At 38.8% G+C, this 26899-nt stretch carries 23 protein-coding genes; all 23 read left to right on the top strand.

The window, feature by feature from the left end; translation table 11 throughout:
* Positions 1 to 10 precede the first annotated feature (10 nt).
* The 23 genes from Q1Q15_RS18725 (at position 11) to Q1Q15_RS18615 (ending at position 26685) form a co-directional block, all read left to right on the top strand.
* A complete protein-coding gene (locus Q1Q15_RS18725) occupies positions 11 to 1675 on the top strand; it encodes a Wzz/FepE/Etk N-terminal domain-containing protein (RefSeq protein ID WP_300463422.1) in 1665 nt (554 codons plus the stop codon).
* A gap of 16 nt (positions 1676 to 1691) precedes the next feature.
* A complete protein-coding gene (locus tag Q1Q15_RS18720) occupies positions 1692 to 2549 on the top strand; it encodes a polysaccharide biosynthesis tyrosine autokinase (protein WP_300463419.1) in 858 nt (285 codons plus the stop codon).
* Positions 2550 to 2569: 20 nt separating this feature from the next.
* Positions 2570 to 3964 (top strand): TIGR03013 family XrtA/PEP-CTERM system glycosyltransferase, encoded by a 1395-nt coding sequence (locus Q1Q15_RS18715; RefSeq protein WP_300463416.1) that lies wholly within the window; start codon positions 2570 to 2572, stop codon positions 3962 to 3964.
* A 110-nt stretch (positions 3965 to 4074) separates the two neighbouring features.
* The gene (locus tag Q1Q15_RS18710) at positions 4075 to 4635 is read left to right on the top strand and encodes a polysaccharide biosynthesis/export family protein (protein WP_300463413.1); all 561 of its coding nucleotides are present in this window, start codon (positions 4075 to 4077) and stop codon (positions 4633 to 4635) included.
* A gap of 146 nt (positions 4636 to 4781) precedes the next feature.
* Positions 4782 to 6347 carry an outer membrane beta-barrel protein gene (locus Q1Q15_RS18705; RefSeq protein WP_300463410.1) on the top strand — a complete coding sequence of 522 codons (1566 nt, stop codon included), beginning with the start codon at positions 4782 to 4784 and terminating at the stop codon, positions 6345 to 6347.
* Positions 6334 to 7470, top strand: a complete 1137-nt coding sequence (wecB, locus tag Q1Q15_RS18700; RefSeq protein WP_300463408.1) for a UDP-N-acetylglucosamine 2-epimerase (non-hydrolyzing) — start codon at positions 6334 to 6336, stop codon at positions 7468 to 7470. Before Q1Q15_RS18705 ends, wecB begins: the two co-directional genes overlap by 14 nt.
* A gap of 79 nt (positions 7471 to 7549) precedes the next feature.
* Positions 7550 to 8185, top strand: coding sequence for an exosortase C-terminal domain/associated protein EpsI (locus tag Q1Q15_RS18695; protein ID WP_300463406.1), 636 nt, complete (start codon positions 7550 to 7552; stop codon positions 8183 to 8185).
* Positions 8186 to 8320: 135 nt separating this feature from the next.
* Positions 8321 to 9552 (top strand): ISAzo13 family transposase gene (locus tag Q1Q15_RS18690; RefSeq protein WP_300463403.1). Its coding sequence is split into 2 segments (ribosomal slippage): positions 8321 to 8834 and positions 8834 to 9552, totalling 1233 coding nucleotides; the frame shifts between segments, so codons are not numbered across the junction.
* A gap of 137 nt (positions 9553 to 9689) precedes the next feature.
* On the top strand, positions 9690 to 10532 hold the full coding sequence (locus Q1Q15_RS18685) for an exosortase/archaeosortase family protein (RefSeq protein WP_300463400.1): 843 nt from the start codon (positions 9690 to 9692) through the stop codon (positions 10530 to 10532).
* 6 nt (positions 10533 to 10538) lie between these two features.
* Positions 10539 to 11879 carry a UDP-glucose/GDP-mannose dehydrogenase family protein gene (locus Q1Q15_RS18680; RefSeq protein WP_300463399.1) on the top strand — a complete coding sequence of 447 codons (1341 nt, stop codon included), beginning with the start codon at positions 10539 to 10541 and terminating at the stop codon, positions 11877 to 11879.
* Positions 11854 to 12636 (top strand): acyltransferase family protein, encoded by a 783-nt coding sequence (locus Q1Q15_RS18675; protein WP_300463396.1) that lies wholly within the window; start codon positions 11854 to 11856, stop codon positions 12634 to 12636. The genes Q1Q15_RS18680 and Q1Q15_RS18675 overlap by 26 nt, the downstream gene beginning before the upstream one ends.
* Positions 12633 to 13490 (top strand): XrtA system polysaccharide deacetylase, encoded by an 858-nt coding sequence (locus Q1Q15_RS18670; RefSeq protein ID WP_300463393.1) that lies wholly within the window; start codon positions 12633 to 12635, stop codon positions 13488 to 13490. The genes Q1Q15_RS18675 and Q1Q15_RS18670 overlap by 4 nt, the downstream gene beginning before the upstream one ends.
* Positions 13491 to 13579: 89 nt before the next feature.
* Entirely contained in the window at positions 13580 to 14605 is a 1026-nt protein-coding gene (locus tag Q1Q15_RS18665) for a FemAB family XrtA/PEP-CTERM system-associated protein (protein ID WP_300463390.1), read from the top strand.
* A 77-nt stretch (positions 14606 to 14682) separates the two neighbouring features.
* Entirely contained in the window at positions 14683 to 14922 is a 240-nt protein-coding gene (locus Q1Q15_RS18660) for an addiction module protein (RefSeq protein ID WP_300463388.1), read from the top strand.
* Complete coding sequence (locus tag Q1Q15_RS18655; RefSeq protein WP_300463385.1) at positions 14919 to 15221, top strand: type II toxin-antitoxin system RelE/ParE family toxin; 303 nt, start codon at positions 14919 to 14921, stop codon at positions 15219 to 15221. The genes Q1Q15_RS18660 and Q1Q15_RS18655 overlap by 4 nt, the downstream gene beginning before the upstream one ends.
* Positions 15222 to 15294: 73 nt before the next feature.
* Positions 15295 to 16497, top strand: coding sequence for a TIGR03087 family PEP-CTERM/XrtA system glycosyltransferase (locus Q1Q15_RS18650; RefSeq protein WP_300463382.1), 1203 nt, complete (start codon positions 15295 to 15297; stop codon positions 16495 to 16497).
* Positions 16498 to 16506: 9 nt separating this feature from the next.
* Positions 16507 to 17718: a TIGR04063 family PEP-CTERM/XrtA system glycosyltransferase gene (locus tag Q1Q15_RS18645; RefSeq protein ID WP_300463379.1), complete on the top strand. Its 1212-nt coding sequence runs from the start codon at positions 16507 to 16509 to the stop codon at positions 17716 to 17718.
* Positions 17719 to 17741: 23 nt separating this feature from the next.
* Entirely contained in the window at positions 17742 to 18677 is a 936-nt protein-coding gene (locus Q1Q15_RS18640) for an acyltransferase family protein (RefSeq protein ID WP_300463377.1), read from the top strand.
* A gap of 6 nt (positions 18678 to 18683) precedes the next feature.
* Positions 18684 to 20540: an asparagine synthase-related protein gene (locus Q1Q15_RS18635; RefSeq protein WP_300463374.1), complete on the top strand. Its 1857-nt coding sequence runs from the start codon at positions 18684 to 18686 to the stop codon at positions 20538 to 20540.
* A 452-nt stretch (positions 20541 to 20992) separates the two neighbouring features.
* Positions 20993 to 21271, top strand: a complete 279-nt coding sequence (locus tag Q1Q15_RS18630; RefSeq protein ID WP_300463371.1) for a hypothetical protein — start codon at positions 20993 to 20995, stop codon at positions 21269 to 21271.
* A gap of 362 nt (positions 21272 to 21633) precedes the next feature.
* Complete coding sequence (locus tag Q1Q15_RS18625; protein WP_300463369.1) at positions 21634 to 23085, top strand: lipopolysaccharide biosynthesis protein; 1452 nt, start codon at positions 21634 to 21636, stop codon at positions 23083 to 23085.
* 177 nt (positions 23086 to 23262) lie between these two features.
* Positions 23263 to 25389 (top strand): inositol monophosphatase family protein, encoded by a 2127-nt coding sequence (locus Q1Q15_RS18620; protein ID WP_300463366.1) that lies wholly within the window; start codon positions 23263 to 23265, stop codon positions 25387 to 25389.
* A gap of 165 nt (positions 25390 to 25554) precedes the next feature.
* Positions 25555 to 26685: a glycosyltransferase gene (locus Q1Q15_RS18615; protein WP_300463364.1), complete on the top strand. Its 1131-nt coding sequence runs from the start codon at positions 25555 to 25557 to the stop codon at positions 26683 to 26685.
* Positions 26686 to 26899 lie beyond the last annotated feature (214 nt).

The raw sequence follows: 26899 nt of genomic DNA, 5'->3' as shown, positions 1-26899 counted from the left end.
GGAAAACAGTATGCCAGATTCTTTTCAATCTCAACTGCCGATTAAACCGGATCAGATACTTGAAATTATCATCAGGAGAAGATGGTTTATCATTATCCCCCTTTGCATAACGCTCACGGTTGGTCTCTACACCACCTTGACCGCCAAAAAAACCTATGAAGCGGCTACCATGATTCTGGTTCAGCCCCAAAGGGTTCCGACCAGCTATATTCGATCGGTTGTCACCTCATCCATCAATGAAAGAATCAGCACCATTTCCCAGCAGATATTGAGCCGGAGCAATCTTGAGAAAATTATTGATCAGTTCGGTTTGTTTGAAGGTGCTGAAAATATGTACCTTGAAGATAAAATCGCTGCTATGAGAAGACGGGTTAACGTAAGGATTGAAAGAGCCCGGGGGGGGACAGACGCGTTTTCCATTGTTTTCAAAGGCAGTGATCCTCAAAAGGTCATGAGAATCGCCAATACTTTGGCCAGTTATTTTATGGATGAAAACTTAAAGGTCAGGGAAGCCCAGGCTGTCGGTACGAGCGAGTTTCTTGATTCTGAACTTGAAAAAACCCGGCAAAAACTGGAAGACCGTGAGCGAAGACTGTCGGAATACCGGGCCAAATATCTGGGGGGGCTTCCGGATGAGCTTGAAACCAACTTGAGGACACTTGACAGGCTCCAGTTGCAGATGACCAATAAGCAAGAGCAGTTAAGGCAGGCTAAGGGTTCATTAAATCTGCTTGAGACTCAAATTGCCCAGTCCAGGGAGATGGCAACCCAGGGATCGGGTGACCAGTTTTCATCTTTTGATTTTGAAGATGAAGTCGGGTTTGAAGAATCGGAAAATGCCCAAAAGCTTTCCATGGTAAAAAAACAGTATGACACCCTTTTATTCAAGTATACACAACGGCATCCGGATGTCGTAAAGCTCAAGAAAATAATTGAAAAGCTCGAAAAAACCATTGAAGAAGAAAAGAATTCAATGGTGGAAGAAGTGCCTGGTGAAGAGATTGATTCCATCGATGCAATCGGTGATGAGACAAATCTTGAAACACAAATGCCGAATTTTGCTGCAATGCAGCAGGAACTTCAAATGAAACAGATTAGAACTGAAATAAATAAGATTCAGTCTGATATCCTTAAAATTGAACAACAGATGAAACTATACGAGGCAAAGGTTGAAGATACGCCTAAACGGGAACTGGAACTCCAATCGTTACAAAGAGATTATTCCAATATTCAAGGTGTTTTTAATTCCCTGCTGGACCGGCAACTTGAAGCGGAACTTTCCCTCAATATGGAAAAGAAGCAAAAAGGCGAGCAGTTCAGGATACTGGATCATGCCAGACTTCCTGAAAAGCCAACATCGCCGAACGTAAGAATGTTGTTTCTAATGTCTGTTGCTTCAGGGTTTGGCGTTGGTGCCGGCATCATTTTTCTCCTTGAGATTTTGAATACCTCTATCCGACGGGAGGAACAGATTGAAAATGATCTTGGGTTAACTATTTTTGCTGTTATTCCGCCATTGCCAACGCGATATGATAAAATTAAAAAGAGAGTAGAACTGACTGCATTTTCCTGTTTTGTCATCTATGCCGGCGTATTCCTGTCTTTTTTTGCAATACTGAATCATAAAGGCCTTGATCGGACCCTTAATTTCATAAAATTCACTTTCAATATTTAATCCGGGAGCTATTGGTTTGGGCAAAATTTATAAAGCATTGGAAAAAAATAATTTAGAAAAAGTGGACTTGAATGTGGATTTGGGTCATGAACATATATCGGATACGGTAAAAAGTGATTTTGAGGTCTCCCATCAGGAGACCCCCCGGACGGATACTATAGCGCGTATACCGGAAGGAATAGATCCGACGCTTGTTACGGTTATTAACCCTTCCTCGGTAGAATCGGAACAATTCAGGTTGCTGAAAAATAATATTATGTTTCCTGAAAAAGGGACTTCTCCCAGGAGCATCATGATTACAAGTGCTTCTCCCAACGAAGGTAAATCCTTTGTGGCTGCAAATCTGGCCATCAGTATTGCGCAAAGCATTGATGAGCATGTCCTGTTAATCGACTGCGATCTTCGGTCGCCAACCATTCATCGGTCGTTCGGGTTTGACACTTCCAAGGGATTGAGTGACTATCTGTCAACGGCAACACCATTGTCTTCCCTGCTTTTAAAAACGTTTGTGAGCAAGTTGACGATTCTGCCAGGGGGCACCATTCCAAAGAATCCATCGGAATTGATCTCATCCGATCAAATGAGGCGATTGATTCATGAAGTAAAATTAAGATACAGTGATCGCTATATCATTATTGATACACCGCCGCCCTACATTACATCTGAAGGAAATGTCCTTGCCAGGCAGGTCGATGCCATCATCCTGGTCATCCGTCACGGGAAAACACGGAAGAAAGATGTTCAGGATATTATTAGTATTTATGGTAGAGAAAAAATTCTTGGTGTTGTCCATAATTTTGCCGAAAAGAGAATTGGTTATGGCTATGGGTATTATAAATATGGATACGGATATAGCTATGGATATGGTAAATAATTTGGGGTCTCCTTTGAAAAATGCTTAGACTGTTAAAACAGTATTTTCCCATACGGAATATTATTTTTTTTATTTTCGAAGGCATTATTATATTCGGATCTGTTCTTCTTTCTACTGTCCTCTTGACGTTTTCAACTTCATATTTGTTTGATGCTTTGCTTGTGTTAAGAATCGCGTTAATTACAATTGTCTGTCAGACCTGCCTATATTATAATGAGTTGTATGATTTTGATATATCCTCAAGTTTGACTGAAACCAGTATTCGGCTTCTCCAGGCGTTAGGCATAACGTCAATTGCCCTGGCGGTTGTTTATTTTGTATTTCCCCTGGCAATCATCGATCAGAAAGTTTTTCTATTAAGTATTTTTTTTCTTTTGTTTTTCATCATTGGGTGGAGACTTTTTTATATCCAGATTTTAAACAAAGGCATTTTTAATGAGCATATCATCATTTTAGGCTCCAGCAGCCTGGCAATTGGTATATTCAAAGAGATTAATACCACAATTGATTGCGGATACACGGTGGCCATCATGATTCCGGATTCGGAAAATGAGGACTACCCGATTGAACTGCCGGATACTGTTATTGTCCGGAAAGACAAAAAAAAAATTTCTCAAATTGCTATTGCCATGGGAATAAATAAAGTGGTGGTAGCCTTAAAAGAAAAAAGGGGCTCCTTTCCCATAGATGAACTTATTCACTGCAGAACAACCGGTATTGAAGTCATTGAAGGCAGCTCTTTTTATGAAATGCTCACCGGCAAGGTCCTGGTGACCAAGATCAACCCGTCCTGGTTGATCTTTTCCGATGGATTCAGAAAATCAAGACTTAAAACAATTTTTAAAAGGATTGAAGATATTGTCCTTTCATTGGTTCTGCTCGTTCTTTTGTCCCCGCTGTTTGCCCTTGTTGCCATCCTGATCAAACTGGATTCAAAGGGACCGGTCTTGTTTTCCCAGGACAGGGTGGGGATAAATGAAAAAGAATATATGATGCATAAGTTTCGCTCCATGGTCGTGGGAGCTGAAAAATCGACTGGGCCGGTCTGGGCCCAGGAGAATGATCACCGGATTACCAGGGTTGGAAAGGTGATTAGAAAATACCGGATTGACGAACTTCCCCAGCTTTGGGAGGTTTTAATCGGAAAAATGAGTCTTGTCGGCCCCCGGCCGGAGCGTAAATATTTTACGGATGAGCTAGAAAAGCAGATCCCTTTTTATGCCCAGCGGTTTAATGTTAAACCGGGCGTGACAGGCTGGGCTCAGGTTTCCTACGATTATGGCGCAACGATTGAAGATGCCATTGAAAAATTGAATTATGAACTTTTTTATATCAAAAATATGTCCCTGTTAATGGATGTAATTATTATCCTGCGGACGATAAAAACGGTTTTGTTTGGCAGGGGTGCAAGATAGTATAATAGTAGTGAGTTTTGAGATATGATTAGCCAGTTCACTATTTTCTCACCACTCACCACTCAATACTCTCAACTAACTACAATCGATGTAATCGAAAGGGCGGAGCTATGTTTAACAGGAAGACAATATCAGTTGTACCCATCGTACTGATCGTTTTATTGTGTTCAATTTCCTTAAGTTTTGGTGAAGATTATAAAATTGGAATTGGAGATGTTTTAAAAGTCAATACCTGGAAGGAACCAGACCTGTCTTTTGATGCAATCCAGGTGAGAAGTGATGGAAAGATCACCTTTCCGCTCCTGGATGATCTCCAGGCAGAAGGGGTTACAACGATTGAACTGAAAAACACCATCGAAAAAAAACTGGCTGATTTTGTTGAGGCGCCAACGGTTACGGTAACCCTTGTTGGGGCTGTCAGTCAAAAATATTATATTTTGGGTGAAATACAGAACGTTGGCGAATACCCGTTAGTTAAAAAACTGACCATTGTTCAGGCCTTTGCGCTTGCCAATGGATTTACGGAATGGGCTGCAAAAGATGAGATTATTCTCTACCGGAAAGAAGGAACCACTGAAAAAATCATCATAATTGATTATGATGATATCGTAAAAGGCAAGCTGGGCAAGGATATTGTTTTAAAGGCCGATGATATCATCATTGTCCCGTAACTAAACAACTAAATGGGGTCAGGCTTGTGTTATTGTGCTTTTGATCAAAGCCTGAACAATTTAAGGTCAGAGGCCGGCAAAAGTGCCAATAACGCAAGCCTGACCCCATTCTCCAAAATTTACCGCTTTTAAATAAGGAGACTGAAATGGGAATATGTTTTTACAGTCAAAAATATATAACAGTGTTGATATCCGTTTTTTTGATTCTTTTTATCTCCTGCTCTTCCTCATTTTCGAGAACCATTACCCAGTTTGTCCCGACAGTGACCATAACAGAGGAATATAGTGATAATTATTTCCAGACACAAAACAACACACAGGAAGAATATATTACCGCCTATGGTTTAGGGTTTTCTGTTGGATTCCTCGATAAAACAAATGAGATTTACCTGGCCTATAATCCTGAATATAAAGATTATAAAAACCTGGATGACAGAGACGGATTCGTACATAATGTATCCCTTGACGGTGAGTTTAATCCTTCTAAACATACCAATATCAATGCCCATCTGGCGTATACCAGTGACAGTCAAAATGACAATGAAGCCGCCTATCAGGGGGATTCCTGGGAAAACACAGCATCGCTATCCGCAACCAGTCAGCTGTCTAAAAATACCGAGGTTTTTTTATCTCAGTTGTATACGAACAGTTATGATCAGCAGGATAGAACCGGTACCTATAAAGAACATCAAGTAAATCAAACAAATGCTGGCATCAGCAATCAATTCGGTAAAAAAGATGAAATGGGCTTGAATTTTTTATATGCATTTGACGATTATAAAAGTTCTGATGAAGATGAGTACACGCGCTACAAACCTTCCGCATTCATCACTTATTGGGTAACACCGCTGAACGGACTGGATTCAAATGTCTCTTATGACAACAAATCGTATGAAGATGCTACCAATGACATTGAAATATATGAAGGACACGTCCGGTATCTTAGAAAATATTCACGACATCTTGACGGGTATTTAAAATACAGACATTACTATTCAGATGAAGATGCTGGAGATCATACCATCTATCATCCTTCGGCAGGGTTTGACTGGCAGGTGACAGAGGATTCAAAGATTTCTCTCGGCCTGGGGGTTTTGTTCCAGGAATGGGAGAATGAAGAAAGTTCAATAGATCCATTTCTTGATCTGGATATGTATAAGACGTTTAATTTCAGTAAAAAAGGATCATTAACCCTTACAGGCGCCAGCGGATATGAAGATTCCGGTGGTGAGGATATAAATCAGGGGTTCTCAATTTATTATCAGGCAGGCTTTGATTTGAATTATCAGCTTCTCAAAAGAATGTCTTCAAATTTATCCGGATCATATAAAGTGAATGATTATCAGGGGTCAAATGATAATAACAGCAAGACCAATACATATCAGGCAGGGTTTCAATTGAACTATCAGGTCCTGAAAAGCTTGTCGTCAAACCTGTTTGGATCCTATAGCCAGAATCAATACAATGAATTGACCGCTGATAGAACAGACGATGAAACGACGTTTGGCGGCGGCCTTTCCTGGAACCCCCTGAAATGGCTGCGGTTTAATCTCACCTATACGCACACGGATTTTGATACAGATACAAATGAAAGAGAGGCTTACAAGGAAAACAAGGCCACTTTTTCTGTCAGCTTTGTTCCGGTGAGACCCGTCAGTATAGTCAATTCACCCTCCAGACGGGCTTTGGAAAGCAAAAATGAAATTTATTAAGGAATCTTTTAAGTATCCCATGAAAAAAATTCACCTGATAGCCGCGGCAAGGCCCAATTTCATGAAAATTGCACCGCTGTATCATGAGCTTGTGCAAAGAAAAGGCATTGATCCTGTCATCGTCCATACGGGTCAGCATTATGACCTGAACATGTCAGATGTCTTTTTTAAAGATTTCGATTTGCCGGAACCTCACATCCATCTTAATGTTGGCAGCGGGACCCATGCTGAGCAGACAGGCCATGTGATGATGGCCTATGAAAAAGTTCTAATGGAAGAAAAACCTGATCTTGTGGTCGTTGTCGGTGATGTCAATTCCACGATTGCGGCAACCCTGGCAGCTGTTAAACTGGGCATCAAAACAGCCCACCTTGAAGCTGGCCTTCGGTCTTTTGACCGGACCATGCCCGAAGAAATCAACCGGATTGTAACCGATTCCATTGCTGATTTTCTCTGGACACCATCAGTGGATGGGGATGAAAATCTTATAAAAGCAGGGATAGCCAAAGAGAAGGTCACCTGTGTCGGAAATATCATGATTGATTCCCTTGAAATGCTCAGATCAAAAATAGAAAATCTAAATATATCCGGTAGTTTTGGTCTTAGCAGAGGGTCCTACGGACTTGTAACCCTGCACAGACCTTCGAATGTGGATACCCCTGAAATCTTGGAAAAGCTCTGTACTGCCCTGTCAGCAATTTCTTTAAAAATTCCGTTGATTTTCCCGGTTCATCCAAGAACATTGGCCCAGCTTAAAGAAACAGGCCTTGAAAGTATCCTGCAGATGGCAAACGATATCCATCTGACAGACCCCCTGGGGTATAAAGATTTTATGAATCTTGTCATGGGCAGCCGCCTGTTAATAACCGATTCCGGGGGTGTCCAGGAGGAAACGACCTATCTGGGAATACCCTGCCTCACATTAAGATCTAATACAGAAAGGCCCATAACAATTACACAAGGAACGAATCTGCTTTGCAGCCACGAGAATATTTCCCGGAGGGTTGACCATGTCCTTGAAGGAACGTTTTCAAAAGGCAGAAAACCTGCCCTTTGGGATGGACATACAGCATCCCGGGTTGCCGATTGTATTCAACGAGTTTTGAGTCGTGAGTCTGGATGAAACAACTCGATTGCTGACAGGCCTGAAGAACTCAAAACGCATAACCCATAACCCATAACCCATAACCCAATACTAAAATATGACCTATAAAAGAACAATAATAATAATCACAATCATGCTGGTAACAGCTGTCCTCACTATCTTTGCCAGCCAGTCAGAACGGATTTCCCCCAACAAGCCGTTCAGTGAATTTCCCCTTGAAATTGGCCAGTGGGAAGGTAAAAAAGGTGAGCTGGACCAAGAGGTATACAATATCTTGGGTGTTGAAGACTATATTCTAGCAAATTACAGGAAAGTTTCTGGTGAAACGGTTAACCTCTATGTCGGGTTTTATCAAAGCCAGAAAGAGGGAGACATAATCCATTCCCCTAAAAACTGCATGCCCGGTGCTGGTTGGAAAATTACAGACACTTCCATTGAAACGGTTAAGGTAGCTGATGCGCAAAAGAATATCCGGGTTATAAATCTCTTACTTCAAAAAGGGGCTGAAAAACAGGTTGTTCTTTACTGGTTCCAGTCAAGGGGAAGAATTATTTCTTCAGAATATATGCAGAAAATATGGCTGGTTATTGATTCAATCACAAAACACAGGACAGACGGCTCTTTTGTTCGTCTGATTTCTCCAGTTATGGTCGATGAAGAAACAACGATTAACATATTAAAGGACTTTGCAAATGCGGTTTATCCGGTTCTCAATGAACACATTCCTTCGTGAAAGTAAGGCAAGCGGAAATAATAAAATCACCAATAATATATTGTTGAACATAGTTTAAAAAATTCTTCTGTAGACAGCCAAATAAAAATAAAATATGATCATCATGCAAAAAGCAACTTTTCAAAAGGAAAAAGCATGATAGATGATAAAAGCAATAAGTACGATTTATTTTCATTTAAAAAATTGACACCTCAAGTTAAAACTTTTTTAAATGAAACGAAAAATCAGCTTAAAGGCAGCGAGCGAAGATTATTCATGGCACGTGTTGTTTTTAATTTGGGATATGGTGGTCCGCTAAGAGCAGAACGAGAATTGGGTTGGGATCGTACTACAATCCGAAAAGGTTTGGCCGAACTAAAATCAGGAATCACATGCTGTGATAACTATTCCGGCAGGGGCAGAAAACCAGTTGAACAACATCTTGTCAATTTACTTGAAGATATTGAGGACATTGTGTCACCGATAAGCCAGACAGATCCCACTTTTCGAACAACGAAATTATATTCTCCGATAACGGCTACAGAGGTGCACAGAAGGCTAAAAGAAGACAAAGGATACACTGATCAAGAGTTACCCACTATACGAACGATAAACAGTAAGCTCAACCAAATGGGATATCGGCTTAAAAAAGTTGGCAAATGTAAGCCCAAAAAAAAATCCCAGAAACCGATGCCATCTTCAATTATGTCCATTCTACAAACAAAATAGCAGATGAAACAGAAGGTGTTCTTCGAATTTCGATAGATACTAAGGCAACTGTTAACATTGGCCCCTTTTCAAGAGGTGGCTGTAATCGATATGGTTTGTCCGGTTCTGATCATGACTTTGAGCCAGAATCGAAGTTAAAATTATTTGGTATTGCTATTCCGGAATGGGATGAGAATTATTTCTTTTTTACCCAAAGCTTTGCGACTTCCGATTTTATGGTCGATGCCTTAGAATCACTCTGGTCTTTTATAAAAAATCGAATTGATTTGCACACGATCGTTATTAATTCAGACAACGGTCCGGATAATAATAGCCGAAGGAGTCAATTTATGAGTCGCTTAGTGGACTTTGCAAAAGCCAATGAGATAAATATATGCTTAGCATATTATCCGCCATATCACAGCAAATACAATCCTATTGAGCGTGTATGGGGAGTACTGGAAAATCATTGGAGAGGAGAAATCCTTGATAGTATAGAAAAAGTACTTGGTTTAGCTCGTACAATGAAATGGAATGGAAAAAATCCAACAGTCGAGTTTGTTAAAGGTGTATATGCGAAAGGTGTTAAGCTCACACAAAAGGCAATGGAACAATTGGAAAAAGGTTTTGACAGAATTCCCGGCATTGAAAAATGGGCTGTTGATATCACATATTATTAGCAAATTTTGGCGATTTTATTATTTCCACTTGCCTAATGCGATATGCATTTTGAATAGTGGGGAAAAAAACACTCAGTAAGCGACTCTCACAACCCACTACCCGCAACTCACAACCCAAAATTCGAAACTACTAACTAATGAAACCTACAATTAAAAAACAAATATTATTTCAGCTACTGCCGCTGATCCTTATTTTCTGCTTTCTCTATCACCAGGCCATAGCAAAGCTTATTTCAGACTGGTCTGTTGACCCGAATTTTTCCCATGGATTTTTAATTCCCTTTGTTGCCCTTTATATGGTTTGGTTTAAACAGAATGAAATCGCACAAATATCCCATGAACCCTCAAACACAGGGATTTTTATCGTTATCTTGGGTATGCTGGTCCATGTTGCCGGCAATGTCGGGTCTGAACTTTTTTTAATGCGATTTTCCATGATCATCACCTTGACAGGAATTATCATTTATTGCTTTGGGTTTAAGATGTTCTGGAAAGTCATGGTGCCTGTGGCATATCTGATCATGATGATCCCCATACCTGCCATCATCTGGAACAAACTTGCTTTTCCCCTCCAGTTATTCTCTGCCCAGATATCTTCACAAACCATTAATCTGCTGGGTATACCCGTATTCAGGGAGGGCAATATCCTCCATCTTGCCAACACCTCCCTTGAAGTTGTGGATGCCTGTTCCGGACTACGGTCTTTAACCTCTCTTCTTGCACTCACCGGCGCATTTTCTTTTCTTGCCCCTCTGGGCATCGTTAAAAAATGGATACTCTTTTTTTCAGCCATCCCCATAGCGGTTGCGGTTAATGTCATCCGGTTGACGATCACCGGCGCCATGGCAGCATGGATTAGCCCGGAAACCGCCCATGGTTTTCTCCATGACATGTCCGGTCTGATCATTTTCGGTGGTGCATTAATACTGGTGTATGTTGTTTTTACGATTGAAATGAAAATTGAAAACAGAAATGGATAATATTCAATGAAACTGACGATTATTGGAACCGGTTATGTCGGACTTGTCACAGGGGCCTGCTTCTCAGAAATGGGAAGTACAGTGACCTGTGTGGATATAGATCAGGAAAAAATAGAGAACCTGAAAAACGGCAAACTGCCTATTTATGAACCCGGACTTGAAAATCTTGTGGTTCAAAATTATAAAGAAGGAACGTTAAATTTTTCCACAAGCCTTGAACAGACGTCAAAAAATTCAAATATTTTCTTTATTGCAGTGGGTACCCCACCAGGTGAAGATGGGTCTGCTGACCTACAATATGTATTGCAGGTGGCAAAGGAAATTGGTCAAAATATAAACGAGTATTCCGTCATCGTTGACAAATCAACTGTACCGGTCGGAACAGCAGATAAAGTCAAATCCACCATACAGTCCGAATTGGAAAAGCGTGGCGCCAATATTGAGTTTGATGTTGTCAGTAACCCTGAATTTTTAAAGGAAGGGGCTGCCATTAATGATTTTTTAAAACCGGACCGAATTATTATTGGCGCAGATTCTGAACGCGCTGCAACAATAATGAAAAGACTTTATGCGCCGTTTTCCCGGAACAGGGAAAAGGTCCTCCTGATGAATGTCCGGGATGCAGAAATGACAAAATATGCTGCAAACTCAATGCTGGCAACTAAGATATCTTTTATGAATGAAATATCCAACATCTGTGAAAAGCTGGGCGTGGATGTTGAAAATGTCAGACGAGGCATCGGGTCTGATTCAAGGATCGGGTATTCATTTATTTATCCTGGTTGCGGATATGGCGGTTCCTGTTTTCCAAAAGACGTAAAAGCGTTGATTAAAATAAGCAGGGACCAGGGGTTCGAGCCTGAATTGCTGAATGCCGTAGAACGACGAAATAGTCTTCAAAAACAGGTATTGTCAGATAAAATCATGAAACGATTTGGACGGAATCTTTCTGATAAAATTTTTTGCATGTGGGGCCTGTCTTTTAAACCAGGTACGGATGACATAAGAGAAGCATCTTCTATTGAAATTCTCAAAGAATTGATCGATTCAGGCGCAACGATCAAAGCCTTTGATCCGGTGGCTATGGATCAGGCTCGAAAAGAATTCCCAGAAATCTGGTTTGACAAAGAGCAGATTATATTTGAAGAAAATCAATACAAAGCAATTGAAAATACAGACGCCCTGATCCTGGTCACAGAATGGAAAACTTTCAGGCAGCCGGATTTTAAACTGATGGCAGATACCATGAAAGAATTGATTATATTCGACGGACGAAACCAATATGATCCCGAAGAAGTAAGCGAGGCAGGATTTGAATATCATGGAATCGGGAGAGAAAAACTATAATTTTTTTTTTGAGGTATTTAAATCAATATTGCTAAGTTGTCTAAGAATTTTAGCTACTGCCGGCATATTTTTTTTTCATATCTTAGGATTATATGGATTTGATAATCGCGGGATCGATTTTTTTTCTATTATCATTTTTTGTTTTCTCTCAGGTTATTTATTACATAGCGTTAAATTAAATTCGTTCGGTTGGCTAAAAAGTCGATTTTTATCTATAATGATACCCTATTGGCTTGTTATTGTTCCTGTCCTAATAATAAATCGAATAATTAGCTATAAAGAGACAACCGTACTGGGGGATTTTATAACTTTATTGGGTGGCAATATGTTTTTACGTACAAAAGTGTATGTCATTGCTTGGTATATAACATTTGTTCTATTGCTTTACGCTTTTGTTTACGTGCAATCTTTTTTTGAAAATCCATTATTGAAAGTTCTGATTTGGATGGTTGGTCTTTTTATTTTTGGCATAATATTGAATAAATTTTATTATTTTATGTCATTCGGAATTGGTTTTTTCTTATCGAATATTTTTATTCCTCCTGATAAAAACATCGCCAAAAGCAATCATTTGAGTAAGGCTCTATTTGTTGCCCAAGGGCATTGTTATGGTTTTTTCCTTATCCATGGCGGCGTATTACTCTGTTTATTTAACATATTGAACTTTAATATTACCAATGCTTTTTTGGTTGGTATTTTATTGAGTGCCGGAGGTGCAATAGTCTTGCATTTAATTACAAAATTTAGGTATCAGTGAACAAGGCAATACTTTTAACATTTGATATAGAAGATTGGTTCCAGGTTGAAAATTTTAAAGACTATATTGAATTTTTAACCTGGAATTCTTTTGAGCTGAGAGTAGAAAAAAATACCATAAAAATACTGGATCTGCTCGATTCATTCCCGTTCAAGCCCAAAGCCACTTTTTTTGTTTTGGGTTGGATAGCACAAAAGCTTCCTGATCTGGTTCGAGAAATTTATAAAAGAGGTCATGAAGTCGCCTCGCATGGATCTGATCATCATTTGTGTCAAGATTTAAGCAACCAGGACCTGACCAATGATCTGAAACGGAGTAAGGAGATCCTTGAACAAACAATTGACAATAAAATTTTTGGATTCAGGGCACCGAGCTTTGCCATTAATGACACAGTTCTGCATTCAATCCATCAGGCTGGATATGCTTACGACTCAAGCTATAATTCATTTTCAGGACATGGAAGATATGGGATTATAGACCTTTCTTTAGCAGAAAAAAAAGAGGCCGTTTACAAAATATCAGATAATTTTTGCGAGCTTCCTGTCAGCAATCTCAATTTGAAGCATAAAGTTTTTCCCCTTGGCGGCGGCGGATATTTCAGGCTTTTCCCCTTTCCATTTTTCAAACTCGGAATGAAATTTGTCTTAAAAAAAGATAACGCTTTTGTTTTTTACGCACATCCCTGGGAATTCGATCCTGCCCAACCCAGGGTCGATGAGGCCTCACGAGGATTTAAATTCAGGCATTATATAAATCTTCATAAAACAGAAAGTAAACTTAAATCTCTTATAGAATATTTTTCCGACCACAATTTTATGACCTGTATGGATTATATCCGAAAAAATTGGAATTAAACTCGCACAAAGACACAAAGCCACAAAGACGATGACTGAAAAAAACCTCTGCGCCTTTGTGGCTTTGTGCGAGAATAAAAATAATCACATTGAATATCAGAACAGCAAATAATACAGATTTTCAAAACTGGGATACCTATGTCTTAACCCACCCCCTGGGAACGGTTTTCCATTTAACCGCCTGGAAAAATGTTGTAGAAAAATCCTTTGGTCATAGAAGCCAATATTTTATTGCTGAACATCAAGAGAAAATTTGTGGTATTTTCCCTGTGTTTGAAATAAAAAGCCTGCTGTTCGGCCATTTTTTCATATCCGTCCCCTTTGCCGAAATCGGTGGTCCTCTCACCGATAACCGGGAAATAGAAAGGGCACTCATCGAAAAAGCCGCTAAATTAACAGAGAATCACAAGGCCCAATACCTGGAAATAAGGAACAGAAAAGAAATACCAGGTCTTAAAACAAAATCCCTGTACTATAATTTCAGGAAAGAAATATCTTCAGACCATGATGAAAACCTCAAAGCCATCCCCAGAAAATCAAGGGCCATGGTGAGAAATGCCATTAAAAAAGGGCTTGTTTCTGAAACAGGCCATCACCTTTTACATGACTTTTATAAGATCCTGGCACTAAATTACCACAGGCTTGGAACGCCTATATTCCCAAAAAAGTTTTTCAAAAATTTTTTATCAGAATACAAAGAAAAAGCAGATATCCTTCTGATAAAAACCAAACAAGGAGAACCGGCAGCAGCTGTCCTGTTTTTTATTCATAAAGTCCAGATGGTCCCATACTATGCAGGATCGGATTTTACATTCAGACACCTTGGCCCCAATGATTTTATGTACTGGGAACTCATGAAACTGGCTGTTGAAAAGGACTGCAGGGTTTTTGACTATGGCAGAAGCAAAGAAGGTACCGGATCTTTCAGTTTTAAAAAGCACTGGGGATTCACCCCCCAACCCCTTGCCTATCAATACCATCTCGCAACGGCTGAAAATATCCCCAACCTGAGTCCTGCGAATCCGAAGTACCAGAAAAAAATTCAAATGTGGCAGAAAATGCCCCATAGTTTGACAAAATTTTTAGGTCCTTTCATTTCCAGAGACTTAGTCTGAACTAAAAATTAATTGAATACTTACACTATTCAAGGTAATATGTAGAATAAGTATTCATTTATAGAGAGGTGATGTAAATGATAGTCCAATCTAACATTGAAGAGATAACTAAAAATTTAATCAGTTTGTCCAAAAAGGAACGATTGGAAATAGCAAGATTTATTTTATTTTTAGATAATCGATCTTTAGATACTGATATTGAATCAGTTTGGGAAAATGAAATCATAAATAGAATGTCTGCTGTTGATAAAGGAACAGCGGTAGGTATTGACTTTAACAAAGCGTTGAAAGAAATTGAAAAACGATTTGAAAGATGAAAGTGATAATACTTCAGCAGGCATTTGACGAATTGAATGATGCTATAGAATACTATGAAGAACAGCAGAATGGATTAGGCCTGAAACTGAAGGAAGAAGTCGACCACTATGTGAGATGGATTTCCCACAACTCAAATGTTCCAAAAATACAATCCAATGGTTATCGAAAAGTAAATCTAAAAGTGTTTCCATATTACATAGCTTACACCATAAAGGATGATGCAATCTGGATACTTGCGATTGCTCATGGGTATCGGAAACCACAATATTGGATTAAAAGAAAAAGTAACAGGATCTGATAAATATTTCTCATTACTTATTGATAATAAAATCTTTGTGCCTTTGTGTCTTTGTGCGAGAATAAACATACTCTTGAAAAAAAAAATCCTATATCTCTGCCACCGGATCCCATACCCCCCCAACAAAGGGGACAAAATAAGAACTTTCAACGAGATTAAATACCTCTCAAAAAATCACAATATTGACCTGATAACCCTGGCAGATGACCTTAAAGATTTAAAATACGCTGAACACCTTAAAAAATATTGCAGACAGATAAAAATTTTTCCATTAAATAAAAATGTTGCCAAAATAAATGGTCTTTTAAGTCTCTTATTCGGTCAAAGTATATCCCAGGGATATTTTTACAAAAGAGAATTTCAAAATACGTTCAACAGTTGGACAGAATCAGAAAGATACGATGCCCTTATCTGTTTTTCATCCCCCATGGCGGAATATGTGTTCAAGTCAAAAAATAAAATCAAAGATATAGCCAAAACGATGATCATGGATTTCTGTGACCTTGATTCTGATAAATGGAGCCAGTATGTTCAAAAATCAACTTTTCCTTTAAATATGATTTATAAAAAGGAAGCCTCACGGTTGCTGCGATTTGAAAAAAAAATAAACAAGATGTTTAATAAATCGGTCTTTGTATCCCATAAAGAGGCCGAACTTTTTGTGAAATATTACCCGGAGGCAAAGGATATTCAGATTATTTCCAACGGGGTTGATTATCAGTATTTCAATTCGAAAAAAACAGAAATAACACAGTCCTTTCCTTCACCCATGCTGGTATTTTCAGGTGCAATGGATTATTATGCCAATATTGACGGAGTCATCTGGTTTGCAAAAGAAATCCTGCCTGAAATAAAAAAAAAAATTCCCGAAATAAAATTTTATATTGTTGGCAGTAATCCCGACCCAAGCGTGAAAGCCCTTGAAAAAGATACGTCAATCATTGTAACCGGGTTTGTTAACGATATCAGAGAATATTATAAAGCAGCCGATCTTTGTATCATCCCGCTTCGCATAGCAAGGGGAGTTCAAAACAAGGTTCTGGAAGGCATGGCCATGGGAAAGGCAATAATATCGACATCCCAGGCAGTTCAGGGGATTCATCGGGATGTGAAACAGGTACTTGAAATTGAAGATGATCCGATGAAATTTGCTGAAAAAGTTATCAGTTTTTTAAATAATAGTAGTCGAATTACTGAGCTTGGTAATGCTGCAGAAAAATTTGTTGTGCAGCACCATAACTGGGGAAAAAATCTTGCCGGACTATACAAGACATAAGATCATACAATGAAAATACTTCACATTCTTGATCATAGCCTGCCGCTTCATAGTGGATACACCTTCAGGAGTCAGAATATTTTAAGGGCTCAGGAAACAATGGGGTTCCAACCCATTGTTTTAACTTCTCCCAAGCACGAGGAAAACTTAAAAAAGGAAACCTCCCAAAAAGAAAATATTAATGGTTTTTCTTATTACAGAACCGGTGGTGTATCGGCTGTGAATTTTCCCTTTCTGACTGAGCTTAAGCTCATGTATCTTTTATATAAAAGAATAATGGAAGTGGCAAAGGTCGAAAAACCGAATTTGATCCATGCCCATTCTCCAGTTCTAAATGGGATTCCAGCAATCAGAGCCGCCCGTAAACTGAATATTCCTATTGTGTATGAAATAAGAGCTTTCTGGGAAGATGCTGCTGTTGATCACGGAACCTATCAGGAAAATTCATGGAAATACAAATTAACTAAATCCATTGAAACCTGGGTCTGCAAAAAAGTGGATCATATTTGCATCCTCTGTAACGGTTTAAAAAATGATCTGATTCGAAGGGGTATCCCCGAAGAAAAAATTACCCCTGTTTATAACGGGATAAACCCGGATGAACTGATGCCGACAATTCCGGACCAGGAATATCTGAAGGACTGGAATCTTAACGGCAAAAAAGTGATTGGTTTTGTGGGGTCCTTTTACCGGTATGAGGGGCTTGATCTTCTCATTAAAGCCTTTGCAACAGTGGCTGAGCAGAAACCCGAAACCATACTGCTCCTGGTTGGCGGTGGTGAAATGAAAAAGGAACTGATTTCTGCCATTAAAGATCACGGTTTGGAGAACAAGGTGGTGATGCCCGGCAGAATTCTCCATGAACGGATTGCCGGTGTATATGCCCTGATCGATATCCTGGCCTATCCCAGGTATTCCATGCGCCTGACCGAGTTGGTGACGCCTTTAAAACCTCTTGAAGCCATGGCCATGGGAAAGGTATTGGTGGCAAGCGATGTCGGCGGCCACAAAGAATTAATCCAAAACGGCCGGACCGGGCTTCTATTTAAAGCAGGCAGCAATGAGGCACTTTCAAAGGCCCTGTTGAATCTTGTGGAAAATAAAGATCAACGGGAAAAACTGGAACATCAGGGTCTTCAATGGGTTATCAACCATCATACCTGGATGAAGACAACTGCTGTTTATAAAAAGGTTTATGAAGAATGCAACGGTCTCAATTAAGAGTTCAAAACTAAAAAATATTTATGCAGATTGATGAACATATCAGTAAAAATTTTAGCACATTAAAATTTTGTTCCATCTTAATGGTGTTTTTCGGCCATTTTTTTAGTAAAAGTATTCCACTTGCCTGGGTACCAGTAACTGTTGGACTCCTGATATTTAGTTTTTCATCAGGATTTTTTACCGCCATAAAATATTCAGGACCGTTCAGCAAAAAAGAATTCTGGAAACGGAAGATAAAAAGACTGGGGATAAATCTTTTTGTCATTAATATCATACTGCTGGTTCTCTTTCTGGTTCAGGATCGGCCGGGTATTTTATCCTGGCACACCCTTGTGAATATTTTCGGGCTTAACGGATTTTTGAATTGGTTTTTCATTCAAAATATGAGTCCCTATGGCAACGGGATGTGGTTTTTTACACTGCTATTGATATTTTACATGGTGTACCCATTACTTGCTAAAATGGGAAGAAAAGGGATCGTTGTTATTACACTGTTGTGGATCGGCATCGCTTATTATCTGAGTTTAAATTTTGGATACGGGCATGCCTTATGGCTGACGTCTTGTGGATTTATAGCAGGTGTATGTGCCGGTAAAACAGATTTTCCCATATCCCCAGGCACATCAAGAAAAATTGCAGCCTTATGTCTGGCCGTCATGCTGGCGTTAAATGTTCTGTTTCAAAATAAAATTTTTAATTTTTTCTTCATTCTGATCTTTTCCATAAGTTTTCTTCATATGTCATTTGATTTGAAGGTTCCTGAAAAGTTATTCCCGGTCTTCGCTTTTTTCTCCACCTGTTTATTGGAAATATATCTTTTCCATACATATTTTTTTGTGCATGTAACAACGGTTCTACCGGTCGATTTTATAATTTCTGTTTTGATCGTACTTTTCTTGTCAAAAGTATCCAGTTTCGTTTCCACACTAATAGTAAATATAATCGAAGGTGATTAATAAATTATGACAGTTACGATTCCTTTTGGCGGCTTTTTTTCAGCAACTGCTGATCCGGACAATATTCCGAAAATGGTCCACAAACTTGAAGAATCAGGAGCTAAAACCTTTTGTTATAAGAACGACGGGGTGATCATGGCAGCATGGGAACAGTTTGACGGCCAGGGGATTTGGTCTTCTCATGCGGGTGCAGTTTGCTATGATACGGAGCTTTCAAATGAACGAGAGTTAAGAGGATTGATTTCTGATGAACTTGAAACCCCGGCAGATATGGGTGAGCTTTTATGGAAGCTGTATCGGAAATTCGGAAGGGAGTTCTTGGATAAACTCCGGGGGGCATTTGCATTTTCCATATGGGACAGCTCCTGTAGAAAACTAATGGTGGTTACCGATTTTTACGGGATCAGGCCGGTTGTCTACACGAAAAGCCCCAGATACTTTGCCGCTGCATCGCGAATCAAACACCTTACATGGGCAGGGGTTGAAACCGGCGGGATTAACCCTGATGCTGTTTTCCACTATCTGTTTTTCCAGGCGATCTGTACTCCCTTGACCATTTACAAGCAAATCAACAAACTTGAACCGGGCACAGGACTTGATTCAGATCAAAAAGGCCTTACCCATTTTACGTATTATGATATCCGGTACACCACAGATTCAAACAAAACAGAGGCCTCCTGGCGGGATGAAATATTCAACCAGGTGGAAAAAGCAGTTGAGGTATATGTTCAATCACTGCCTGTTGATAAAACCGGCTGTTTTCTATCCGGTGGCACAGATTCAAGTTCCATTGCCGGGCTTTATACAAAACTTTCAGGAAAACCTGCCAGGACGTTTTCCATCGGCTTTGATGAGCCTAAATACAATGAACTGGATTATGCGCGAATTGCAGCAGATTGTTTTAAAACAGATTATCATGAGTATTATGTGAAACCAAAAGATGTAATAGACCTGATGGACCTTCTGCCCCGGGTATATGACGAACCGTTTGGCAATGCATCTGTTATCCCAGCCTTTTATTGCGCCAGGCATGCAGAAGAAAATGGGGTAGATATAATGCTCGGCGGTGACGGCGGGGATGAAATATTTGGTGGTAACGAACGATATGTCGCCAATTTAGTTTTTCAAAAATACCTTGAAGTACCGGAATTGATCCGCAAAAAACTGATCGAACCCTTGCTGTCCCTCACACCGGATCAAGGAGTGTTCTACAAAGCCAAGCGCTACATTAGAAGGGCCAACTTCCCGAATCCGAAAAGATTTTATTCCTACAATCTCTTATCTGAAGTTGATCCCAACCTTATTTTTCAGGATGATTTTATGCATACGATTAATTTTAATTCATTTCTGGATATTGCAGAAAAACATTATCAGAACGCAGCCCCGGCAGATGATACAGACCGGCTGCTCTATCTTGATATGAAATTCACCATTACCGATAATGATATCCGGAAAGTCACCCAGATGGTGGAGACAACAGGCCTGCGTGTCCGATACCCCCTGCTTGACAGGGACCTGGTAGACTTCTCAGCAACCATCCCACCTGGGCTGAAAGTAAAATGGAAAAAAAACCGGTATATTTTTAAACATGCTATGAAAGGGTTTCTGCCCGATGAGATCATCAGCAAATCAAAACATGGCATGGGCCTGCCCGTCACGCCCTGGTTTAGAAATGATAAAAAAATGAATGAACTTTTGTATGATACTGTTTTCACAGGAACACCAAGGCTATTACAATATCTAAACCCTGATTTTATTGACCAGATGAAAACGTCTTTTGAAAAGGACTCGACCTCATATTATGGTGATAACCTTTGGGTTTTTTTGATGTTAGAGCAATGGTTGTCAAGCCATGAATCTTAACCGCTTAAAAACGAAGAAGAGTTTTCCTATCTACATGAATTTTTTTAATTTATCATATTATTAAAGAATGCCTTTCAAGAGACAAAAGATGTCTTGCTTGGTGTCCATTGCTTCATTACTATCTCAATATTTTCATATTTGGCCACATACTTGCCATGGAATAGGAACATATTTCATGGGGTTAGGTGCTGCAGTTCTCGCTTTGTCAAACCACCCGCTTTTTAGAGTCGAGCAATTAACCAATATGGGTAAATATACTTTAGGTATTTACGCAGTTCATATGCTCTTCGTAAATAACTTCAGATTGCTTGAAAAATATTAATAACTCCATTATGGGAAATAGGCTATATAGCACTTGTCCTAATATTTTCAATTTTGACTGTTCAGTTGATGTCAAAATACAATAGTACAAGGAAATTTGTTGGTTAACACATAATACACAAGAAAAAAATATGGTAAAAACTAATCTTAAAAAAGAAATATCAGCTAATCACGTGTGTATTGGATATTATAAAATTGCTATTTTGTTATATGTTGCGCTATTTTTTTTATTAAATATTCCAATACTATCTGCTGAACAAAAGCAGTCATACGCCACCACAAAAGAAGAGTTAAAATATTTACCCGAGTTCTGTGTAGCTAGACAGAATATTAAACACAGCAATCATCCAATAGTTAAAAAATGGAGGAAACGCTTTGGGCCAGATTTTATACATCTCCTTCATTATTGATCAGGTCTCAATTTTGTCCGTAGGGCAAAACAGCAAGGTGTCAGTGAAAAAAATAAAAGGTTTATTCTTGGAACTGCTATTCGGGAATTTAAATATATACTTGGTCACACCAGCCCATACTTTATGTTAAGGCCAAATGTACATCAGAATCTTTCCATGATCTATTTAATTCTTGGAGATTATAATCAATCAATAATAGAAAATAAAAAGGCTCATGATAGTTTATCTTTAGTAAAGAAAAAACAAAATAAATAATCAATCAAACACTTTATCAGGACTAATAAAAATGGAAAAAGGATGAGTTTTGTTTTTGAAACGTTTGTTTTTAAATTTAATATATTTTTTTTAGGAAGATGACATCTATGTCAGTTGGTACATCTATTCGAAGAGGATTTGCTTGGCTTTTGTTCGGCTCACTGGGTAACCGGTTTTTACAGTTTGCCTTTGGTATAATTCTAGCCCGCTTATTGTTACCCGCTGAATTTGGCATCATAGCAACGGTTTCTGTTTTGACCGGTCTTGCAAGTATGGTGACGAGTGGAGGGATGGGGCAGTCAATTATTCGAGCTAAAGAAGTAGATGAAAAAGATTTTTGTGCCGTGTTTTCCTTGCAACTCCTGATCTGTGTTTTCTGGTATGTGGTTTTTTTTATATTGTCGCCATTTATTGCTATTTTTTTTAATAACCCTATTTATACTGATTTGATTCGTGTATCTACCCTAAGCTTTTTACTAAAACCACACTCATATATGCGTATGGCCTGGCTAAACAGAGAAATGGAATTTGGAAAACGTTCAGTAGTAAATTTTATTACTGCTTTAGTGACGGGAGTTCTAAGCATTTTAATGGCTTGGTATGGAATGGGGGTTTGGAGTCTTGTCTTGTCAAGTTTATTCGGATCGCTATTTAACAACATACTAGCTGGAATGATTGTGCCAATCCGGTTCAAATTGACCACAAATAAAACGATTATGAAGAAGCATGTTGGGTTTGGTTTCAAAATAACTGCTATAGATATTCTTGCTTATTTATCCAGAGAAGGTAAAACTTTGATTATTAGCAAAGTGGCAGGAACTGCATTTGTAGGATTATTTAATAAAGCGGAGAGTCAAGCAAAGCTTCCAAACAATTTAATTATGCCTTCACTGATGCAACCTGTTTTCCGGGCAATGGCAAAGATACAAGATGACCTTGATAAAACAAAATATTTGTTATATCGATCGATAACGCTTCTCTTTGTCATGACGATCCCTCTATATGTCTCCCTATGGTGGGTAGCAGAAACGTTTATTGTTACTCTTTATGGAGAAAACTGGCGCCCCTCTGTTGAACCGATACGCATATTAGTTTTTTCTGGTTTCTTCTTTAACTTTCTTTATCCCTTTGGCGTTCTTATCAATGCACAGAATAAACTTACACAGGAAATTATAGTGTCCATATTGAGATTGTTAATTACCATTGTTGCATGCCTGATTGGATTGAACTGGGGTCTTAGCGGCGCATCAATAGGTATTGTAGTAAGTTATGCCTTAGCCGTAATTATGCTCTATTCCATCGTAAATAAAACAATACATACAAGAATCGCTGACCTGCTTAAGGCTATTTTACCAGGGATACTTTTAGGTTCAATACTTTTTTTAATACTCGGTTTGGTTGATTTTTCTTTGGGCGATATACAAAATGCGTATCCTATTCTATATCTTTTGATAATGGCCATTATTGGAGCATTAACATATGTTTTAGCTTTCCTTTTTGTTCCAATTCAATCGCTTAATTCTGAGGTGCAGCGGGTTCGAAAAATTTTAAAACTTTAGCTCAAAAATGCAACTTGTTTTCAAATTATACGAAGTCTAAATAAGTTATGGGTTGATTTGATCGCGTGTAATTTCTATTATTTATACCAACCAAATTGCCCCGTGAACTGATACAAAAAAACTATATGAACACTATCGATTACTGCTGGTTTAATAGATAGTGGTGGAGGCACCTTGTTGAAATTAGTCAAGATTTATGGAGAACGAAATAGTGGTACACAGTTTGTCACAAGGCTTATACGAAATAATTTTTTATGTGAAATATTACCAGGCACTTTAGCCGATGCAGAACCTGGATATCGAGATAGAATCGAAGCAAAACTTAAATCTACTATTTCAGATAATTGTAAAAGAAAATTGGCTAGTAGTATAAAAATCGATGAGTATTTTTGCGGTAACCTATGGAAAACTCTTGGATGGAAACATTGTGTGCCACCTTTAGAAGTTATCGGTGCACGTCCAGATAATGCACAGATTCTTTTTGTTACGCTGACAAAAAACCCATATGCATGGGCTTTGTCAATGTTTAATAGGCCATATGATAATTTGTGTTTGCAGAAAAATATTGATTTAGCTAGCTTTGTTTCTGAACCATGGCTTACTACGGAGAGGGATAATTGCCCTTCAATTCTTGAAAGTCCTATTGAACTTTGGAATCTAAAAACTGATGGATATATTCAGCTAGCAAAAAGCTATTCTGTAATTTGTGCAAGATATGAAGATGTTATTGATGATCCTAAAAAATTTCTGTCTAATGTTTCAAGATATATTGAAAAAAAATCTGATGAATTTTATATTTTAAATGAATCAGCAAAGAAAAGTGATGTTGGGAAAAAAGATTTTAATTATTATCGTGATTATTATTTAAAACAGCGTTGGCGAGAACAGCTATCGGATGAAGATATCAAAATAATCAATCATTTTTTAAATCCTTCTATACTGTCACAGGTAGGCTATGTGCCAATTGATTCAAAAGTTTCAGATGCGAATAAAAAAAAAAAAAATCATTTAACTCAGTCAAAAGTTTTTGGGATAGGTCTTTCAAAAACAGGCACGACAAGTTTGGCTCGTGCGTTGGAAATGCTTGATTATGAAGTTATAGACTGTATTGGCGTAGCACATTATGCTCAGGGGGATCTTTCTTCGGTAGATCTTTCTATTATTAATAATAATAATGCCTTTACAGATACACCAATTCCCAGCTTTTATAGAGAACTCGATATAAAGTATCCGGATTCTAAGTTTGTTTTAACAATAAGAGATATGGACGGCTGGCTTAGATCCTGTAAAAAACAGTTTAATGAGAAGTTCGCGTCAAAACAAAATGAAGCGCACAGTCAGCTTTTCACCGATCTCTATGGAACCACAGTATTTGATGAGGAAAAATTTCAAGTAGGATATAAGCGCTTTGTTAATGGCGCGCTTGAATATTTCAAAGATCGGCCGGATGATTTATTAGTTATTGATATTTCTAAAGGAGAAGGCTGGGAAAAATTGTGTTCTTTTCTTGGCAAGCCGACACCACCAATTCCCTTTCCAAAAGCAAATGTTACCCAAATTACCTGGATGAATGTCGATGACCTTATTGCGGTAGCCAAAAGGGCAGGAAAAATTTCATTACAAGTTTACCATCAGAAACAAGCGACTGGCTGGCTCGCAAAGACTTTGCACTGGATTCGTGGTGGAGATCTTTTAGCGCTGCAGCGAGCATCCGACACAACCCAAAAGGCTTTGGTTGAAGGTTTGAAAAACTTGAATTCACAAATACCCATAATCTCCCCTGAAAATGACTGTGCACCTTACTCAGAAAGAGTCAAATGGAATCATGTATGGATAGTTTCCCCACTTGATGGAGCAAAAGCTTTTCTTGATGGAGATGGAGAATTTACCATCAACATCGCACTTATACAGGATGGTGCCCCGCTTTATGGTGTTGTTTACGTACCACTAAAGAATATCGTCTATTACGCGCGGGCTGGGCAAGGCGTTTTTAAAATTGAAGGTGATGACCGGCCTCAACGATTAGGCATAACGGCAACTTTGGATTCAAAAGACAGTCATACAGGTCAAATTGAACAAAATGTGTTGATCCCACAAAGCCGTGCATTATCCATGTGTTTTGTGGCAGAAGGCCGGCTAGACTCTTATACTGTTAATGATTTTGTTCAAGAGTGGGAATCAGCAGCTGCACACTTGATTGCGACTATGGCTGGCAAGAGGGTGTCCAATTGTAAATCAAATGAAGGAATAATCTATAACAAGGAAAAACTGTCGACTGAATGCATCACGGTGGAATCTTACTAGGAAGTGGTAAGACAAGAATAACTTCGCACAGGGTACGAGGATGTGCCAAACTTCAAGAATCTATTGCAGGCTCGAAATGATAACGGATGTCAAATTACGAGAATCCGTATGGAAATATCTCTTAGAACTCAACCAAATGAGATTCACAAAGGAAACTAATTAGCAATGAATGAAAGTAAAAAGATTGTATATGTCGACTTCCATGCTCCCGAAACCTATCGGGAAAACGGTCGTCATATTTTCGCAATCCTTAACCCATTTATTATTGAAGGATTTCAAGTCTATATAAGTAAAAATGTTCAACATCAATTGGAAAAATTACACGGGAACTCGATAACAGACTGGCCTCCTCCAGCTAGACTAATGATATCCCTGTCTGGTCTAAAAGTTGTTGATTCATTATCCCTTGACTTTAAAGGTGGGATATACATTTTTGATAAGAAAGATAAGAAACTGATTGGGCATCCATGGCATAAATGGCTTCAGGTTAAGTTTGATATTTTTTCCCCATACCGCTTCTCAAAGCCAATACTTTTGCCTTATAATGTGCACCCAATGAATGCAAAACGAGTTGTTGGAGAAAGTCTTAACAGCCTAAGGATAGCAAGGCGTAACGTTAGGATTCTTTTTGCTGGAGATTTGGAAGGATACAAACGAAGATGGATTAGTTTCCCAAAAGAAAAACTATCTCGATTGAACGTGATTTCCACTATCAAAGAACGCTTGGACTCCCCTCTTCTTCAAGCGAACTCTCCCGAGGAATTAAATACTATCCTGGAATCGGTATATTCTAAAAATTTGGTCATTATAGACAATGATGAGAGCCGCGTTGCTTGGGAACAGTGGATGGATGTCATTGCTCATGCAGACTTCTTCCTCTGTCCCCCTGGTATTGTCATGCCCATGTGCCATAATATCATTGAGGCAATGGCCATCGGTACAATTCCTCTTACGAACTACCCGGAATGGTTATCACCAAAACTTGATCATCTAAAAAACTGTGTTGTTTTTGACAACGAGGATGACTTGATAGAAAAGATAAACATGGTGCTCGCTATGAGTGACGAGAAAATAACAGAAATGCGTGAAAATGCAATAAAATACTATGAAGAAAATCTAAAACCAGAGACCTTTGTAAGAAAAGTCGAATCACACACAGAGCGCAAACTCGAAATCTTAATGTATTCAGAATATAACGTTGCGAAGAAAACGAAAAAATTTAACGCGCGCTCAGTTCTTTCACGTGGAGAAGAGGCTGTAGGTAACTGGGCATGGCTATCCCGCGCATGGCGATGAGTATAACGCCACCTTGTCGCTACGTTTGCGAAAGCTATATCTGTAATCGGTAACGATTTTATTAACTGGTGTTAAATGAAAAAAGACCATGATAAATTGTTTGGAAAAGGATCAGGAAGGGTGTAAATCAAAGGTGTTGTAGTAATTGTTAATATTTGTAGACATCCTCATTTTCTTATGGTAGGGGATAATGGAACCCTAACATAAGGAGTCC

The organism is Desulfobacula sp. (assembly GCF_030145145.1).
Lineage (GTDB): Bacteria > Desulfobacterota > Desulfobacteria > Desulfobacterales > Desulfobacteraceae > Desulfobacula.
Note: the sequence above shows the minus strand (reverse complement) of the source record. Positions and strands in the feature narration are given on the sequence as shown.